The sequence below is a fragment of the Pseudoxanthomonas sp. LjRoot143 genome (assembly GCF_964252945.1).
Lineage (GTDB): Bacteria > Pseudomonadota > Gammaproteobacteria > Xanthomonadales > Xanthomonadaceae > Pseudoxanthomonas_A.
In genome coordinates this window covers 1,861,340-1,877,496 of the sequence record NZ_CAXUPM020000001.1, presented here as the reverse complement: position 1 = coordinate 1,877,496, position 16,157 = coordinate 1,861,340, and the positions used below count along the sequence as shown (strand labels likewise).

Sequence of the window (16,157 nt, the reverse complement as noted above, 5' to 3'; positions counted from 1 at the left end):
CGGTGTCATGACCGCGTGCGCACCGCGCTCCTTGGCGGTTGCTTGCACACTATCCATTTCGACTCTGCTCTCAGGGTGCGGAAACTCGCAATCCACCGTATCCGAGCCTCCGCGCGCAGTGAAGCTCGCCGCCGCGCAGTCGGATCTCCCGCATAGCTCTCGCATCGAATTGACTGGCTCGGCGCGAGCAACCGAGCGCAGCATCCTAGGATTTGAAACAGGAGGACGGATCGCCAAGTTGAACGTCGACGTGGGTGAACGGTTCTCCCGCGGCCAAGTCCTGGCAGAACTTGATGCGCAACCTGACCGGCTTCGCGTGACACAAGCGCAAGCATCCCTGGCGGCCGCCGAAGCCGGCCTGATGGATCGACGTGTACAGACAGATCAACAGCGCCGGTTGCTCGAAAGCGAAGTCATCTCCCCTGCTGCGTTCGAGAGCGCGAAGGCGCAGCTAGCGGTCGCAGAGGGTCAAGCGCGCACTGCCAAGGCGGCGCTTGGCCTGGCCGAACGAGCACAACGTGGCACGATGATCGTCGCTCCTTTCGATGGTGTCGTGGCGGAAAAGCTGGCTTTGGCGTTCACCGACATTGCTGCTGGTGCGCCGGTATTTCAGGTCGACGGCGTGCGCAGTGGCACTGAGATCATCGCGAACGCGTCTACTACACAGGCACCTCACATAGATGTCGGCCAACGCGCAGAACTGAGCTGGAGCGGAGCCGAACAACCAATCCGAGCGGTGGTACGTCGTGTCGGTCTGCGCGCCGAAAATGGCTCGCTCCTACCCGTGGTGCTAGTGCCTGAAGATAACGCGCAAGCGCGCGCACTTCGGCCAGGTATTCCCGTACAGGTCGTGCTCGACGCACCTGCGGCAACCTCCAAGACCTCTCGGCCCGAGACTGTATCCATACCTTATGCCTCGCTGGTGCTCGGCACGAAGCCGGGCGAGGCTTCCGTCTTCGTCTACACCCCTGAAGATAAGAAGGTGCACCGTCGCGCGGTGCGCTTCACGCCGGTACAGGAAGGAGACAGCGCGCGCGTCCTCGCTGGACTCAAGCCCGGCGAGACGGTGGTTGCCGCCGGAGGAGGATGGCTCACCGATGGACAGCCAGTGACACCACTGGAAGCCACCACTCAATTGACCAAGCGCTAACGCGATCCACCAGGTTACTTCATCATGAAGATCACCGAGATGGCGCTGCGCGCCAGTCGACTTACCTACTTTGTAGCGCTCATCATTTTCGTCGCCGGCATCGCGACCTTCCTGAATTTTCCTTCTCAGGAGGAGCCGACTGTCACGGTCCGCGATGCGATGGTCACGGCGTTGAACCCGGGGCTGCCCGCCGAACGCGTTGAGCAACTCATTGCCCGGCCGATCGAGGAGCGCTTGCGCGAACTGGCAGAGGTCAAGCGCGTGACGAGCACCGTGCGCGCAGGCAGCGCCATGATCCAGGTCACGATCTGGGACCGCTACACCGACTTGGCACCGATCTGGCAGCGCGTCCGGGCCAAGGTCGCCGATTCGAAGGATGCCTTACCACAGAGCACGATGGGGCCTTTCGTCGACGAAGACTTCGGCCGCGTCGCGGTTGCCTCGATTGCGGTCACTGCACCAGGTTACTCCATGAGCGAGATGCGCGTCGCGCTCAAGCAGATGCGCGACCGCCTGTACACCGTGCCTGGTATTGAGCGCATCACTTTCTACGGCCTGCAGGAAGAGCGCGTCTATCTCGAATTCGATCGGCCTAGGCTCGCGCGATTGGAGCTGACACCACAGGGGGTGATCGACCAACTCGTCAAACAGAACGTCGTCGCTTCGGGTGGACAAATTGTTGTCGGCGGCATCAATGCAACCTTGGCGGTCAGTGGCGAAGTGCGTGACGCTCCCTCCCTGCGAGCAATGCCGATCGCGCTGCCACGACCGCAAAGTAGTACGGCGCCCGTGCCGACGATCGCATTGGGTGAACTGGCGCAGGTGAGTGTGCGGCCAGCCGATCCGCCGGAATCTGCTGCCATCTACAAAGGCCAGCCCGCTGTCGTCATGGCGGTTTCGATGGCCTCCGGTCAGAACGTGGAGCAGTTCGGAAAAGCGCTCAAAGCACGGGTTGCAGACCAGGAGAAGCTGCTGCCGGCGGGTTTCGATCTGTCATACGTCACTTTCCAGGCCGATGTCGTCAAGCACGAGATGGGCAAAATGAACCACGTCATGATGGAGACGATCATCGTCGTCCTCGGTGTCGTCGTGCTATTTCTCGGTTGGCGCACCGGGATCATCGTGGGCATGATCGTGCCGTTGACGATCCTCAGTGCACTCATCGTCATGCGCGCGATGAACATCGAGCTTCAGAACGTCTCGATGGGCGCCATCATCATTGCGCTCGGCTTGTTGGTGGACAACGGCATTGTGATTGCCGAAGACATCGAACGCCGCCTGGCCGGTGGCGAAGATCGTAAGCATGCCTGCCTCGAGGCGGGGGCCGCACGCTCGCCATTCCGCTGCTCACGTCCTCGCTCGTGATCGTGATCGTGTTCTCGCCGTTCTTTTTTGGCCAGAACGCCACGAGCGAGTATCTGCACAATCTCGTGGTCGTGCTGGCACTGACGTTGTTCGCTTCGTGGCTGCTGTGCCTGACTGTCACGCCCCTATTGTGCTACCACTTCGCCAAACCCCATCACAAGCAGGAGCAGGGCGACGCCTATGACACCCGCTTCTACCGTGGCTACCGGCGCGTACTGGAGTGGGTGCTCCACCATAAGGCGGTCTATGTAGCGTCGATGATCGCGGCGCTTGCCATTGCGCTGTATGGCTTCACCACCCTGCCGTACGATTTCATGCCCAAGTCCGACCGGCTTCAGTTCCAGATTCCGGTGCAGCTCGCCCCCGGTACCGACTCGCGCGAAACGCTCGCCCGCGTGAAGCAGATCAGTGGTTGGCTGGGCGACACGAACATCAATCCAGAAGTCTCCGATCACATCGGCTACGTCGCCGATGGTGGCCCGCGCTTCATCCTTAGCCTGAATCCACCACTGCCGGCATCGAACATCGCGTACTTCGTTGTCACATTGAAGCCGAAGAGCGACATCGACGCCGTCCTCGCCCGCACCCGCAGCTACTTTGCGCAAGCACATGGCGACGTGCGCGCCGAGCCCAAGCGTTTCTCGCTCGGTGCGACCGAGTCAGGGACTGCCATTTATCGCGTCAGCGGTCCGGATGAGGAGGTATTGTTGGGGGCCGCGTCCAAAATCGAAGCAGCGCTGCGCAAGCTGCCCGGCACCATCAACGTCAAGAACGATTGGGATACGCGCGTTGGCCGCATCGACGTACGGGTCGACCAGGACCGCGCGCGTCGGGCGGGCGTGACGACTGAAGACATCGCTGGCGGGCTGGATGTCCGCTACAGCGGCAGATCGATCTCGGTTATTCGCGACGGTGACACCTCCGTCCCGATCGTCCTGCGCAGTATCGTAAGCGAGCGTCGCAGCACGGCAGACGTAGGCGCGACGCTCATCTATCCCACCAACGGCGGTCCAGCGGTGACGCTGGCTCAGGTCGCAGACGTATCGCTCGCGAGCGAGCCCTCGGTCATCCAACGGCGCAATCTCATCCGCACGATCACCGTGCAAGGACAGAACACCTCTTACACCGCCCAGGAGATCATCAACCGCCTGGCGCCTAGCGTCGCTGCCCTGGACCTGCCCGCGGGCTACTCGGTTGAACTTGGCGGCGAGATCGAGGAAGCCGCCGAATCGAACGCCGCGCTGTCGACCTACATGCCCCTCGCATTTCTGGCGATGCTGATGCTGTTCGTATGGCAGTTCAATTCTTTCCGCAAGCTCGGTGTGATCCTCGCGACGATCCCTTTCACGCTTATCGGCGTGGTATTGGCTCTGAAGCTGACCGGCACACCTTTCAGCTTCATGGCGACCTTCGGCGTACTGGCCCTGTTCGGGATCATTGTCAACAACGCCGTGCTCTTGCTGGAACGCATCGACCAGGGGCTAGCGGAAGGCCTGCCACGCCATGAAGCCTTGGTTGGGGCCGCGATACAACGGCTTCGTCCAATCGTGATGACCAAGGTCACCTGCATTTCGGGACTGGTGCCACTCATGCTATTCTCCGGACCATTATGGAAAGGGATGGCGATCGCGATGATCGGTGGGCTGGCACTCGGAACGCTGGTGACGTTGGGCTTGATTCCGCTGCTTTACGAAGTCCTGTTTGGAATCAAGCGAATTGGGCCGTGGAACCTGAGTGTCGCCACCGCGCATGGAGATCGCTCATGAGTCTCTTGCGAGCCGCCGCGTGCTGCGCATTCTCAGAATTCGTATGCACCCACGCTTCATGCGTATGTCTCGCTAGGCTTATGCGATTCAGCACCCATCCGCTGATCTGGAAATCCTGGTCGATTGTCATTGCCGCAGGGGTTCTAGGAGCGGGCTATCCACTGGGCCTGCGGGCCATCACGGCGGGCGGTCCGATGCGCTGGGTCGGCCTCTGTGTGGCAGTGACGTGCATGGCGGCCAGCGGCGCACTTTTGTGGTTCGCGCTCAAGCGGATTCCGATCAGCGCGGCCTCTGCAGCCTGGGCAGGAATCGGGCTACTTGGAAACTTGGGCGTCGGCGCCCTCCTACTAGGCGATGTCGCATCGGTAACGCGCTGGTCTGGCACCGCCCTCATCGCAGCAGGCATTGCCTGTCTTAGTTTCGTTTGATCAAGGAGACCCATTATGAAGAGCAAAACTGCATTGATCCGCGGCGGCATCTTTTTTTGCGTAGCAGGCGCGCTCTCTGGATGCGCGACCAACAGCATGACGCGCTCCGGATTTCTCGGCGACTACGAGAAGTTATCGCCGACACGATACGAGAACGTACTGATGTACCGCGCAGCGGGATTCGAGCCCAAGCGTTATGCCGCTGTCGTGGTGGAAGAAGCGCAGATCAAGACCGCCTCGGGTCGCATCGATGGGCTCGATGACGCGCAGCAGCGCGAAGTGCTAGACCATGTGACGAGCGAACTGAAACGCCAGGCAGGCAAAAGTCCCGCCCCCCCAGGTGGCGCGGGACAGGTTCGGGTGCGTGTAGCGGTCACCGAACTGCAGACACCGAATCGGGCAGTCAATGCAATGACGACCCTGCTGGTTGGACCCGTGACGACGGGTGGTGCCAGCCTAGAGTTCGAAGCAGTCGATTTAAGGACGGGACGCCGGGTTGCTGCCGCCAGTTGCTTCGAGCGCGGCAACGTCATTAAAGAGTTCGCCGGTTCGTACACATTGCTGGGTCATGCCAAAGCGGCGATCACGAACTGCATCGAGCGCATCGACAGCGCTTGGCGGGACACGCAGCCATGAGCAACGCTTCACAGGCTTGGCTCCGGCAGGATGCCATGGTCGGCGGTGATCACAAATGGCTGGCGGGTGGCGACTGGACGATAGAGCACTACGCCAGTCTGGCAAAATCCGTGTCCGCCGCCCGCATCAGTCATGCCGAGGGGTACGCCACTCCCTTACTCGACTGGACGCAAGTCCAGAGACTGGACACCGCCGGCGCGGCTCTGCTGGTGGAAATTCTCGGGCCAGACTCGATACTCGACCGGCCGGAGGCAGCTCCAAATCTGTCCTCGGATCGCCTCGCCCTAATGAGAGCGCTGGCCGCCGCTGCTACCGATCAGCAGAAGACGGAGAAAGCAGCGGTGAGCGGGAATCCTCTGCTCCGCGGTCTGGGACGCATAGGCCTGACCTTGGAACAGGGCTGTCGTGCGTGTCTTGGTCTGGCCGGGTTCGTGGGCCAGATCATCGAAACATGGAGCCGTACCGTTCGTCACCCGCGTCGCTGGCGCGCGACCTCGGTGATCGCTCAAATCCAGCGATCAGCGGTGGACGCCATTCCCATCGTGGCGCTACTGAGCTTCATGGTAGGAATGGTGGTGGCGTTCCTGGGAGCAACGGTGCTGGCCAACTTCGGTGCGAGCATCTTCTCGGTGCATCTGGTCGCCTTCTCGTTCATGCGCGAGTTCGGAGTGCTGCTCCCGGCCATATTGATTGCAGGCCGTACCGCAAGCGCGTACACCGCCCAAATCGGTTCGATGAAGGCAAATGAAGAGATCGATGCGCTTCGCTCCAACGCGCTCGACCCCATCGAGTTACTGGTGCTGCCACGCGTGCTGGCGCTTCTTGTGTCCTTGCCACTGCTCACCTTAGTAGGCATCTTGGCTGGCATTGCGGGCGGCGCCACCGTATGCGCACTGAGCTTGGAAATTCCTCCCGCACAGTTCCTTGCCATCGTGCAGGAAAAAATCGAGGTGCGCCATTTTCTTGTCGGAATGAGCAAGTCCCCGCTCTTCGCGGTGATGATCGCCGCTATCGGCTGCCATGAAGGGTTCAAGGTCGCCGGTAGCGCTGAGTCGGTAGGCGACCACACGACGTCTAGTGTCGTGCAATCAATCTTCATGGTGATCCTGATAGACGCCATCGCTGCACTGTTCTTCATGGAGATGGGCTGGTGAGCGCGGTGAAGCAAGACACCGACAACGGTGTGCGACACGCTATTGAAGTGCGCGGCCTGGACAACAGGTTTGGAACCCAGCAGGTCCATCAGGACCTAGACCTGGACGTGCGGCGCGGGGAAATCCTTGGCGTGGTGGGAGGGTCAGGCACCGGGAAATCCGTGCTCTTGCGTAGCGTCGTCGGGCTGCAGAAGCCGCATTCGGGCGTGGTCCGTATCGGGGGGCGCGACCTACTGCGAGCCCAATGGCTTGCGCGCGCGCGTATGGAGCGAAGGTTCGGCATTCTGTTCCAGAAGGGCGCGTTGTATTCATCGCTGACCGTCTTGGAGAACGTCGCTCTTCCTTTGATCGAGCATGTCGGTCTGGCGCGGCCTCTTGCCGAGCGTTTGGCAAGAAGCAAGCTGGGCTTGGTGGGGTTGCCTGCCGGAGCGGGAGACAAGTATCCGGCCTCGTTGTCCGGAGGCATGGTGAAACGAGCAGCACTGGCGAGAGCCTTGGCGCTTGATGTGTCCTAACCAAGACTTGATCTGACAGACACGTCACCTAAGCGGTTTGTACGATGGGCTTTGTCGGCATGATCCGATCCAGTTGCCTGTCGCGCGCCAATGACGCACTTTCTGCGAACGTCTGCATCGGCGTCTTGCCGTAGCAGTATTTCCCCGAGTGCGTGCGTTCGGTATTGTAGGTCTGCATCCATGCGTCGACATCGCTCTGCAGTTCGTTCAGATCGTGATAGAGCTTGCGCCGGAACGCGCTCGCATAGAATTCGTTCTGGATCGTCTGATGGAACCGCTCACAAATACCGTTGGTCTGCGGACTCTTGGCCTTGGTACGGGTGTGATCAATCGCCTCGATATCCAGATACAACTGATATTCGTGGGTCTCCCGGTTACCGCAGTATTCACTGCCACGATCGGTCAGGATGCGCAGCAACGGCACGTCGTGCTCCTCGAAGAACGGCAACACCCGATCGTTGAGCATGTCCGCCGCGGTGATCGCATGTTTGCGATCGTACAGTTTGACCATCGCCACCTTGCTGTAGGTGTCGATGAAAGTCTGCTGGTAGATACGCCCCACGCCCTTGATATTGCCCACGTAGTAAGTATCCTGCGCGCCCAGGTAGCCTGGATGCTCTGTCTCGATCTCGCCATGCGCGGCTTTTTCCTCCTTGGCTTTCTCAAGTGCGCGCAGCTGATCTTCGGTAAGAATCAGGCCTTCCTGCGCCACCTTGGCCGACAGCGCCTTCAGACGCTGCTGAAAGGTTTGCAGATCATGGCGCAACCAGATCGTGCGCACCCCTGCAGGCGATACCGACAAGCCCCGCTTGCGCAACTCATTGGCCACGCGGACTTGGCCGAACGCGGGTTGCTCCACGGCAAACGCCACAACAGCTTCCTCGATCTTTGGATCCACCCGATTCTTCAGGTTCGGCTTCTGCCGCGATATCTCCGCCAGCGCGGTTTCGCCGCCCGTCTCGTACAGCTCCTTGAATCGATAGAAGCTGTCGCGGCTGAAGCCCAGCACCTTGCAAGCCTGCGATACGCTGCCCAGCGTCTGCGCCAGTTTCAACAAGCCCAGCTTGTTGCGTATGATCTTCTGCTCTTGGGTCATCTGACACCTCCTTTGCTCTCGTTGAGCTAGATTAATGTCAGATCAAGTCGTAGCTTTTACACTTGATGCGAACATCCTGTTTCTTGACGAACCCACCGCAGGACTGGATCCAATCGGGGCTGCATCTTTCGACCAATTGATTCTGACCCTGCGCAATGCACTGGGCCTCACGGTGTTTCTGGTAACCCACGACCTCGATACGCTGTACACCATATGCGACCGTGTCGCGGTCCTGGCGAACCAGAAGGTACTCATCAACGACGGCATCGAGGCAGTCGAGCGCTTCAAGCACCCGTGGATACAGGAATACTTTCACGGCCCCCGTGGCCGTGCGGCCGCACAGGCCACTGGTGCTTCCAGCCAAGAGACGCAGCCATGAAACCCCTCCGCATCTGCATCATTCTTCCGTCGCGCACGCATTGGGCTGGGCGCACGCAATATTTAAACTCTGAGAACGAGGTGGTCTGATCATGGAACCACGTGCCCATCATGTATTCATTGGTCTGTTCGTCGTGCTGCTCGGTGCGATTGGTATTGGCTTCGCGCTTTGGCTCAGCGACACACGTTCCGACCACGATTACCAGTATTACCGGATTATGTTCGATGAGCCAGTGACCGGGCTTACGCCCGGCAGCCAGGTTCAGTACAGCGGAATCACGATTGGCGAAGTCGTTGCACTTTCTCTTTCACCGCGAGACCCAAGGCGGGCGATAGCGCGCGTACGCATCAATGCCACCATCCCGGTCCGGCAGGATACCCGCGCTGAATTGGTCATCACGGGAATTACCGGCAACGCGGTGATCGAGTTGAGCGACGGTGGGCCAAACGTGCCATTGCTGGATCGGAGAGAGGACGAGGAACCGTTGATCCTCGCACCACGTTCGGCGATGGCATCCCTGGTCTCCGGTGAGGGGAACAGCATGACGACACTCAACGGCATCTTGCTGCGCACGCAGGAGTTACTGTCGAAGGAGAATTTGGCTCTTGTGCACCGCAGTCTGGTGAATCTTGAACAGACCACGGGCGCGGTCGCTGACCAGAGGGCCGAGATCGCGACGTTAATCAGCAATCTGACCGAAGCAAGCAGAGAATCGACAGCTGCCGTGCGCCAAGCAAATAGCACTCTTCGCGATGCCAACCTGCTACTAAATAACGATGGTAAGCAAATCATGGTGAACACGCGTGATGCAACGGCATCCCTCGAACGCGCCGCTTTCAGGGTTGAGACGCTACTGCAAAACAATCAGGAATCGCTGAACCAGGGCTTGGCCGCCACAGGTCCTGCCATGCACGAACTCCAGCAGGCGCTGGCCAATCTAAACACCGTGCTGCGCCGACTGGATCGCAATCCGGCGCAATACCTGCTCGGTGGAGAGAACATTGAGGAAACCAAGCCGTGAACACTTCCGCCAGGATGATTCCCGTCGCTGCCGTGACTATGACGCTAGTACTCGGCTTGTCCGCGTGCAGTGTGCTTCCCAAAGCAGCTCCAATGGTCACCTACAAATTGCCCGACTATCACATCGCCCAGGCGGAGAGTACGCCGCGCGCCGTTCCGGGACCCGGGGCGCTGCGCGTCTACGCCCCTGAGAGTAGTCGCGTCCTGGATTCGGAGCGGCTGTTCATTGCGCAGCCCGATGGTCGCTTGTCGGCTTGGCAAGGAGTGCGTTGGGCCGACCCCGCACCGGTGCTGCTGCGTGACCGAATCGTCGAAGCCTTCATGCGCGATGGGCGGTCGACTTCCGTGATTACCGATAGCACCCCAATGAGCGCCGATATGGAGTTGCGCAGTACGCTGCGGGCGTTCCAGCTCGAATACCGCGGCACTGAAGCGATCGCCGCGGTTCGGCTCGATGTGCAACTGGTCGATCCGGCCAAACGGACTGCTATTGCCAGTAGACGCTTCGAAGCAATCCAAGCCACAGGCAGCAAGCGAGAGGCCGATGTGGTGAGCGCGTTCGGTGACGCCACGGATATATTGGCCGGGCAGATCGTTGAATGGGCAGTTCAGGTCGGGGCAGCGCGTTTGCGAGTTGCACCGGAATTGGCAAGCAACCATGCACCCACAGCGTCGTCGATAAGCACAGACTAGTCGTCTTAACGGAGCACAGAAGCTAGGGCCAAAACGCTGCTCGACACCTTAACTCGGTACGACAGCCTACGGCCCCGATCCAATCCCAGGACCTCTTTGCCGTCCAACCTCCCATGACACACCGCCGCCGCGTACAGTCGCGGCGATCTGCTGCCCCAGTCGTGGCTCGATTATCGGCCGCCAAGGCACCAGACTGAATCCCATGCCGTCATCGAGCAGCGCATAGCGACCGCTGGCGAGCATGACCGAGCGCCGGTAGATGCCGGCTACGCGCTGCCCGTCTGTGACGTGCCGATGCTCCAATCCGCTATCGGCGGCAATGTGCTGGGCGGCCTGCGCCAGCTCCCGATTGCGCAGCGTTTCCAGCAGATTCCGGGAGAGAATCAGCCGCTGCCCGCGCCGCTGGGCCAGCCCCTGTTCTTCGAGGAAGTCGGCGCGCTGCTGCAAGGCTTGCCTAGCATCGCCGCCAAAGCCCAGGTCGCCCAGTCCCTTGCCGCCGCCGATCAACTGCTGATCCAGCCAGGTCGCGCCGATGACGCGGGCCTGCCGTTCAATCGGCAGATGCGATTTCAGTTCGACCGCCACGCCGCCCAGCCGCTGCGCGTCGTACTGGCGGCCACGCTCGGCCAAGTCGTCCGGCACCTTCCATAACCCCTCGGCCACGCGCTCCACGATGCCGGCCCGCCGTAGGGCTTCCAGCCGGCGGATATGGGCCGCCACAGCCTCTTGCGGGTCGCGGCCGGGCTTGGCTCGGCCTTGCTCGATCGCCAGGTGGTGATCGGTGCGGTACAGGCCATTGCTCGCCAGCGTGGCGATGTTCTTGTCGGCCGCCCGCACCTCGGCGGAACCGCGTACCTCCACCACCGCGCCGATGGGATAGTTCGCCAGCTCGTCGCGGGCGTCCAACGCGACGTAGTGGGCTTTGCCGTCCAACCCGTCGATGACCAGATAGCCGCGGTCGTGCAGCTCGTCGGCCAGACCCTTAGCAGCCACGCGACCGACGATAGTGCGGCCGTCGTCGCCCGGCTCGAACACCGCCAGCTCGCGAGGCTTGCCGCTCATGGCCCGCTGCATCGTTCGGATGATGTCGCCACGCTCGCCCAGGGCACGCAAGGTCTTCTCCGCGTCCGCATGGACGGCCCAGGTGCCGGGCTGCACCTCGTCGGCCAGGCCCAGGCGCTGCAAGTGTTGCAGGCGGCCGATCAGCAGCAGGCGCTGGCGTTGCAGCCGGGGTTCGTTGAAGCGTTCGATCTGCACCCGGCCATCCTCGCCGGCCTCGCGCTGCAACGTGCGGTCGAGGCTCGTCCACCGCTCTTGCTCCACCTCGCGCTGCAAGGTCTGCTGGATCTCCAGTTCGGTGCGCGGCCCCAGCCATTCCGTCGCCAGCTCGGCGGCGCGATGGCGGAAGCCGTGGGCGATGTAGTCGCCCGCGATGATGAGGTCTTTGCCGGTATCGTCGCGTCCGCGCACGATCAGGTGCGTGTGCGGGTTGTCGGTGTTCCAGTGATCGACCGCCACCCAATCCAGCCGCGTCCCCAGGTCGGCCTCCATCCGGTTCATCAGGTGCCGGGTGTAGGTGCGCAGGTCGTCCAGCTCCGCACTGTCTTCAGGTGAGACGATGAAGCGGAAATGATGTCGGTCGTCCTGGCAGCGTTCCTTGAAGGCATCGAGGCCGGCTTCGTCGGTCTGCGGCCCGTAGGCACGGCCCGGCTCGCCGTTCCGGCCGGCACCGTCGCGCTCGATGTAGCGCAGGTGCTTGGCGAGCGACTGCGGACTGGCGTTGCGCTGGTTGACCAGCAGCGTCTTGATGGTCACGCGCCGTGACATAGGGGTCAGCTTTGCGCCTGCGAAGCGCGCCGCCGTATGGCCGCGTCCAAGCCGTGAGCCGGGCCGCTGGCCGGCGTGCTGGCCGCTCCCGCCAGCGGTAGGACGGCGCACCGCCGACTTGCCGCCGCTGGCCTTGCCAGCCTGCTTGAGCACCTTGGAAACGAAGCTCTGGCCCTGGCCTTTGCCTCGGTTCTTCGGCGCGCCAGGGCGCACCCAGAAATCATGGTCGCCGCGGTCGGTCATGGCTGTGCTCCCTGCAAGCTCCGGCGTGTCCGAGCGTGCGAAGCACGCGGACATGCCTGCATCGGCGCGTGCCTCGCGCCCCACGCGGCACGGCGGCGAAGCCGCGCCGTGCCGCGCCACCCCCACGTGCAGACTGGCTTTGCGGGCGGCAGAGTGCCGAACCCTTTTGTCTTGCCTTCCGCCTTTGCCCCTCGCTCCCGCTCCGGGCATCGGCGGCCCGGCGGCGCTGCTGCACGAGCAGCCAGCCCGCCGGCGAACACGCCAATGGCCGCAGGCCAGGCGCGTTCGAGGCAAGACGCCTGCACGTTGGGCGGCTGCGCCGAAGGCAGCGCGAAGTGCGGTGCGAATGCACCCGCACTGCACGCGCGACGACACGGCGACGAACAGTAGAACGACATGCCCGATGGCACGATGAGAGGCGCGGCAAAGTGCAGCGAATCGGCGGCCATCATGGACGTGTCTCCAGCCAGATCGGATGCGCAACGCCGATCACGGCGAACGCGCTGACCGGCCCGAAATAGCGGCTGTCGAACGACGCCGGGTTGGTCGCGCTCAACAGGAACAGTTCGCCCGGTTGGAGACGGCGGCAAAGCTGCAAGGATGGCAGCGGCCGGCCCAGCCGGTCGGCAGGCAGGGCGGCGGCCACCGGCACGCCGTCGATGCGAACCTGGCCGGCGACGATGCAAACGTGTTGTGGCGCGACTGCGCCCACACGTTTGAGCAGCGGAACGCGGGTCGGCAGGTAGCCGCGCTGCGCAGCCAGCATGGCGGCCCTGTCGGGCAGCGGCATCAGCACGATGCTGTCCACGGACAGCGGACGTGGCCGCGAGGCGGTGCGCGGGTCGAACGGTTCGATGCGATACCAACCGACCGCCACGCTGTCGGACGGGTTGTAGGCCATTCGCGGCAGGGGCTGCACGAACGCCGCCCAGGCCAGCGCAGCGAGGCCGACGGTGGCGAAGCCTGCCAGCACGAGGCGAGCGCGCAGGCGCGAGCGAGGATGCGGCACGGGGCCGGTCGTGGAAATCGTGGTCATGGCAATGCCCTCCCGGCCAGCCAGGCGGCGTGCCGTTCTGCGGTGTATGTGGGTAGCGCCGAGCGCGCTGCGAGCCGGTTCGCGAGCGTGCGCCAGTACGCGGGCGATGTGTCTGCGGCTGCGATGCCCAGCGCCTCGATGCCGTCGATGCGTTCCAGCACGGCGCGCACGTTGGCATCGCCTTCGGCGTGCAGCAGCAGACGCGCGCCCGGCTGCACGCCGGGGATGCGCTGCACGGCGTCCAGCGGCGTGGCGGTCTGCATCACCATGAGCTGCCAGCGGATCGTGCCGTAGTCGTTGGCCTGCCAACGGATGCGGCACAGAACCGCGTTCGGCAGGAACACGGCGCAGCGCCGCCAGCGGTCGAGCTGGAGCGTGCGCGCCGGTTCGCCGAAGCGCAGGTAGAGCTTGAAGCGCGGTTCGATGTAGGCCAGCGCCACGCGCGTCAGCGGCACGTTGCCGGCCTGGCCGGCGAGTGTCGAAGGCGCCGGCGGCGGCGCAGCCGTGGGCGCACTTGCTTTGGGGGTGTGGGCGGTCGAAGCGGATGCGTTCACGGCGTGCCCTCCGGGGGAAACTCCCGCTCCAGCAGGTCGCGCAGCAGTTCGGCTACGGTCACGCCTCGCGTGAAGGCCGACACCTTGATGCGCGCCCGCATGGCGGGCGTGATGTCGAGCGTCAGTCGAGCGGTGTAGAGGTCGCCTTTCTGCACGGCATCTGCGTCGCCCTGGCGAATCCACGCTTCGGCGTGCGGATTCGCTGGGGGACGCGCACCGATGCCGACGCGCTTGCTGCGTGGTGGTGGCTTCCCAGTCATGTCGGCCACCGCAGCAGTTCGTCGGTGAGCGCGGCGATCTCGCGGGCAGCGGCGCTGTCGGGCGCGGTTTCGCGGGCGAGCCGGCCAGCGGCTACGCTGTCGGCAAAGACGATGCGCTGGTGGATCTCCGAGCGCAGCGCGGGCAGCGGCTGTTCGGCCAGCGATTGCCGTGCCTCCCTGCCGATGATGGTGGTGCTGACGCGCCGGTTGATGACGAAGGCCGCGCGCAGCGCTGGCCGGAACACCTGTGCTTCGCGGATCAGTGCGACCATCTCGGCAGAAGCCCATACGTCGTAGGGGCTGGGCTGCACGGGGATCAGCACGCGCTCGGCCGCCAGCAGCGCGGAACGCGCGAGGGCGGCGATGCGCGGCGGGCCGTCGATGATGATGTGATCGGCCCGCCTGGCGAGTTCTGGCGCTTCCTGATGCAGCGTTTCGCGGGCAAGGCCCACGGCGCTGAACAGACGGGGCAGGCCCTGCTGGCTACGCCGCTGCGTCCAGTCGAGCGATGACCCCTGCGGGTCGGCATCCAGCAGGATGACATGCAGGCCGCGCATCGCCAGTTCGCCGGCGATGTGCGTGGCGAGCGTGGTCTTGCCGACGCCGCCTTTCTGGTTGAGAAACGCGAAGATCATGGCGCGGCCCTCCGAGCTGGAAAGCCGGCCTGGCCGTGCCGTTTCGTGGTTGTCCACCGAAACGGCGCGCTTCTACTAAAAGTTATGTATTTCTTGTTAGGTAAGTTAGAGGGAACGCAAACCCGCGCCGTTGTTGGCTTTCCGGCGTTTTCGTACTCCTGATAGCACGAGGGTCGTACTCCTGATAGCACGATACCCGGTACTCCTGATAGCACGAGGCCGTCCACAGGTTCTCCCGCAGTTATCCCCGTGCCGCGTGCGGCACGGGCCGGAAGGTCAGCAGCTCGGTGTTGTCGTCCGGCATCCGCTCGATGCCGAGGACGTAGCCGGGCAACGACTGCCGCGCCACCAGGGCGCGCACGTCGTAGGCGAAGTCCGAGAAGCGGGCCGCGCTGCCGGATTTGCGGTACAGGTGTCGGAAGTCGAATTGCCAGCCGTGCTCCTGCCGCCCGCCATGCTTGCGCACCAGGCGGTACAGCCAGCGTTCGATACCGCCCTTCAAGCGGAAATAGGCCGGGTCGATGGTCAGCACCAGGGCGGCGTCGAGCACGCCGGCATAGAACCAGTCCGGCAAGATCAGCTCGATGCCCAGCGGGGTGCCGCTGGCGTCGGCGAGTTCCTTCCACTCGTTGATCCACGAGAAGCGATGCAAGCGCCTTCCCGTGGTTTCGCGGATGGACGTGGCCACCGTGGTCGATTGCAGCCGGTCGAGGGCGGCCTTCAGGCGCTGGTAGTCGTTGAGGGACGTGCCGCGCCCGATGAAGCGCAAAATCTCGTAAGGCGTGGCGCGTATCCAGCGCGACGGGCGCAGGCCCGCGTCGCGCGCCTCCACGATCTGCGAGGCGGCCCATATCAGCACGTCGGCATCCCATATCGTTGCGATGCCGTGCTCCTGCGTGCCTTCCACGCGAATGGTGACGTTCCCGCTGCGGAAGTCGATCGGCGCCGTGCGCCGCGACTTGGCAAGCGAGAAGAACGGAAAGGCCATCAAGTCCTGGGAATCGCGTGGCGCCATGTCGCCCGGCAGCGCGCGGAACAGATCGAGCTGTTCGCGCTGCGGCAAGGCTTGCCCTGGCGGGCTGGACATGGCGAAGGCCACCCACGCGCCGACGATCAGCGGCCATCACGGTAGTCGCCCGCGTGGCGCTCGGCGTATTCGGGATCGGACGTGGCCTCGTAGCTGCGCTGGTCGGCCCAGGCATCGAGGTCGGACACCGCGTACATGACGCGGCGGCCGAACTTGCGGAACTTGGGGCCGCCGCCGATCACCCGCTGCTTCTCCAGCGTGCGCGGCGACAGCCGCAGGTAGTCGGCGGCTTCGTCGTTTGTCAGGTAGCGTTGAGGCTGCGAGGTCGCAGTGACGGCAGCGGCGGCAGGCCGCGAGGGAGCAGGTCGCATGG

The 16,157-nt window shown here is 63.3% G+C and carries 14 protein-coding genes and 3 pseudogenes; 9 read left to right on the top strand and 8 right to left on the bottom strand.

Going from position 1 to position 16,157, the window contains the following annotated elements:
* The first annotated feature begins 118 nt into the window (after positions 1-118).
* The 6 genes and pseudogenes from ACSQ1W_RS08840 to ACSQ1W_RS08815 all read left to right on the top strand — a co-directional run.
* Positions 119-1,150, top strand: coding sequence for an efflux RND transporter periplasmic adaptor subunit (locus tag ACSQ1W_RS08840; RefSeq protein ID WP_225984323.1), 1,032 nt, complete (start codon positions 119-121; stop codon positions 1,148-1,150).
* Positions 1,151-1,174: 24 nt separating this feature from the next.
* A pseudogene (locus ACSQ1W_RS08835) lies at positions 1,175-4,281 on the top strand (efflux RND transporter permease subunit).
* 80 nt (positions 4,282-4,361) lie between these two features.
* Positions 4,362-4,709: a DMT family transporter gene (locus ACSQ1W_RS08830; protein ID WP_038421338.1), complete on the top strand. Its 348-nt coding sequence runs from the start codon at positions 4,362-4,364 to the stop codon at positions 4,707-4,709.
* Positions 4,710-4,724: 15 nt separating this feature from the next.
* Positions 4,725-5,345 carry a DUF3313 family protein gene (locus ACSQ1W_RS08825; protein ID WP_122166040.1) on the top strand — a complete coding sequence of 207 codons (621 nt, stop codon included), beginning with the start codon at positions 4,725-4,727 and terminating at the stop codon, positions 5,343-5,345.
* Positions 5,342-6,499 (top strand): MlaE family ABC transporter permease, encoded by a 1,158-nt coding sequence (locus tag ACSQ1W_RS08820; RefSeq protein ID WP_000063629.1) that lies wholly within the window; start codon positions 5,342-5,344, stop codon positions 6,497-6,499. Before ACSQ1W_RS08825 ends, ACSQ1W_RS08820 begins: the two co-directional genes overlap by 4 nt.
* A pseudogene (locus ACSQ1W_RS08815) lies at positions 6,493-7,005 on the top strand (ABC transporter ATP-binding protein); the annotation flags it as partial. The gene ACSQ1W_RS08820 and the pseudogene ACSQ1W_RS08815, both read left to right, overlap by 7 nt.
* Positions 7,006-7,042: 37 nt before the next feature.
* Here the strand turns inward: ACSQ1W_RS08815 and ACSQ1W_RS08810 are convergent.
* A complete protein-coding gene (locus ACSQ1W_RS08810; RefSeq protein WP_306685855.1) occupies positions 7,043-8,110 on the bottom strand; it encodes an IS481 family transposase in 1,068 nt (355 codons plus the stop codon).
* A 52-nt stretch (positions 8,111-8,162) separates the two neighbouring features.
* Between ACSQ1W_RS08810 and ACSQ1W_RS08805 the strand changes: the two are divergent.
* The 3 genes and pseudogenes from ACSQ1W_RS08805 to ACSQ1W_RS08795 all read left to right on the top strand — a co-directional run.
* Positions 8,163-8,489 (top strand): annotated as a pseudogene (locus tag ACSQ1W_RS08805) (ABC transporter ATP-binding protein); the annotation flags it as partial.
* A 91-nt stretch (positions 8,490-8,580) separates the two neighbouring features.
* Entirely contained in the window at positions 8,581-9,510 is a 930-nt protein-coding gene (locus ACSQ1W_RS08800) for an MlaD family protein (RefSeq protein ID WP_000433686.1), read from the top strand.
* A gap of 92 nt (positions 9,511-9,602) precedes the next feature.
* Complete coding sequence (locus ACSQ1W_RS08795; protein ID WP_226031008.1) at positions 9,603-10,202, top strand: ABC-type transport auxiliary lipoprotein family protein; 600 nt, start codon at positions 9,603-9,605, stop codon at positions 10,200-10,202.
* Between the two features lie 66 nt (positions 10,203-10,268).
* Here the strand turns inward: ACSQ1W_RS08795 and ACSQ1W_RS08790 are convergent, their stop codons facing one another.
* The 7 genes from ACSQ1W_RS08790 to ACSQ1W_RS08760 form a co-directional block, all read right to left on the bottom strand.
* Positions 10,269-12,272, bottom strand: coding sequence for a relaxase/mobilization nuclease domain-containing protein (locus ACSQ1W_RS08790; protein WP_226031007.1), 2,004 nt, complete (start codon positions 12,270-12,272; stop codon positions 10,269-10,271).
* A 448-nt stretch (positions 12,273-12,720) separates the two neighbouring features.
* Positions 12,721-13,308, bottom strand: a complete 588-nt coding sequence (locus tag ACSQ1W_RS08785; protein WP_003092304.1) for a S26 family signal peptidase — start codon at positions 13,306-13,308, stop codon at positions 12,721-12,723.
* Positions 13,305-13,862, bottom strand: coding sequence for a DUF2840 domain-containing protein (locus ACSQ1W_RS08780; RefSeq protein ID WP_023093372.1), 558 nt, complete (start codon positions 13,860-13,862; stop codon positions 13,305-13,307). Before ACSQ1W_RS08780 ends, ACSQ1W_RS08785 begins: the two co-directional genes overlap by 4 nt.
* Positions 13,859-14,122, bottom strand: coding sequence for a hypothetical protein (locus ACSQ1W_RS08775; protein WP_000147048.1), 264 nt, complete (start codon positions 14,120-14,122; stop codon positions 13,859-13,861). The genes ACSQ1W_RS08780 and ACSQ1W_RS08775 overlap by 4 nt, the downstream gene beginning before the upstream one ends.
* Positions 14,119-14,757: a ParA family partition ATPase gene (gene parA / locus ACSQ1W_RS08770; RefSeq protein ID WP_003092312.1), complete on the bottom strand. Its 639-nt coding sequence runs from the start codon at positions 14,755-14,757 to the stop codon at positions 14,119-14,121. Before parA ends, ACSQ1W_RS08775 begins: the two co-directional genes overlap by 4 nt.
* A 241-nt stretch (positions 14,758-14,998) precedes the next feature.
* Positions 14,999-15,856, bottom strand: a complete 858-nt coding sequence (locus ACSQ1W_RS08765) for a replication initiator protein A (RefSeq protein ID WP_003092315.1) — start codon at positions 15,854-15,856, stop codon at positions 14,999-15,001.
* Positions 15,857-15,870: 14 nt separating this feature from the next.
* A complete protein-coding gene (locus tag ACSQ1W_RS08760; RefSeq protein WP_001247107.1) occupies positions 15,871-16,155 on the bottom strand; it encodes a helix-turn-helix transcriptional regulator in 285 nt (94 codons plus the stop codon).
* Positions 16,156-16,157: the final 2 nt, after the last annotated feature.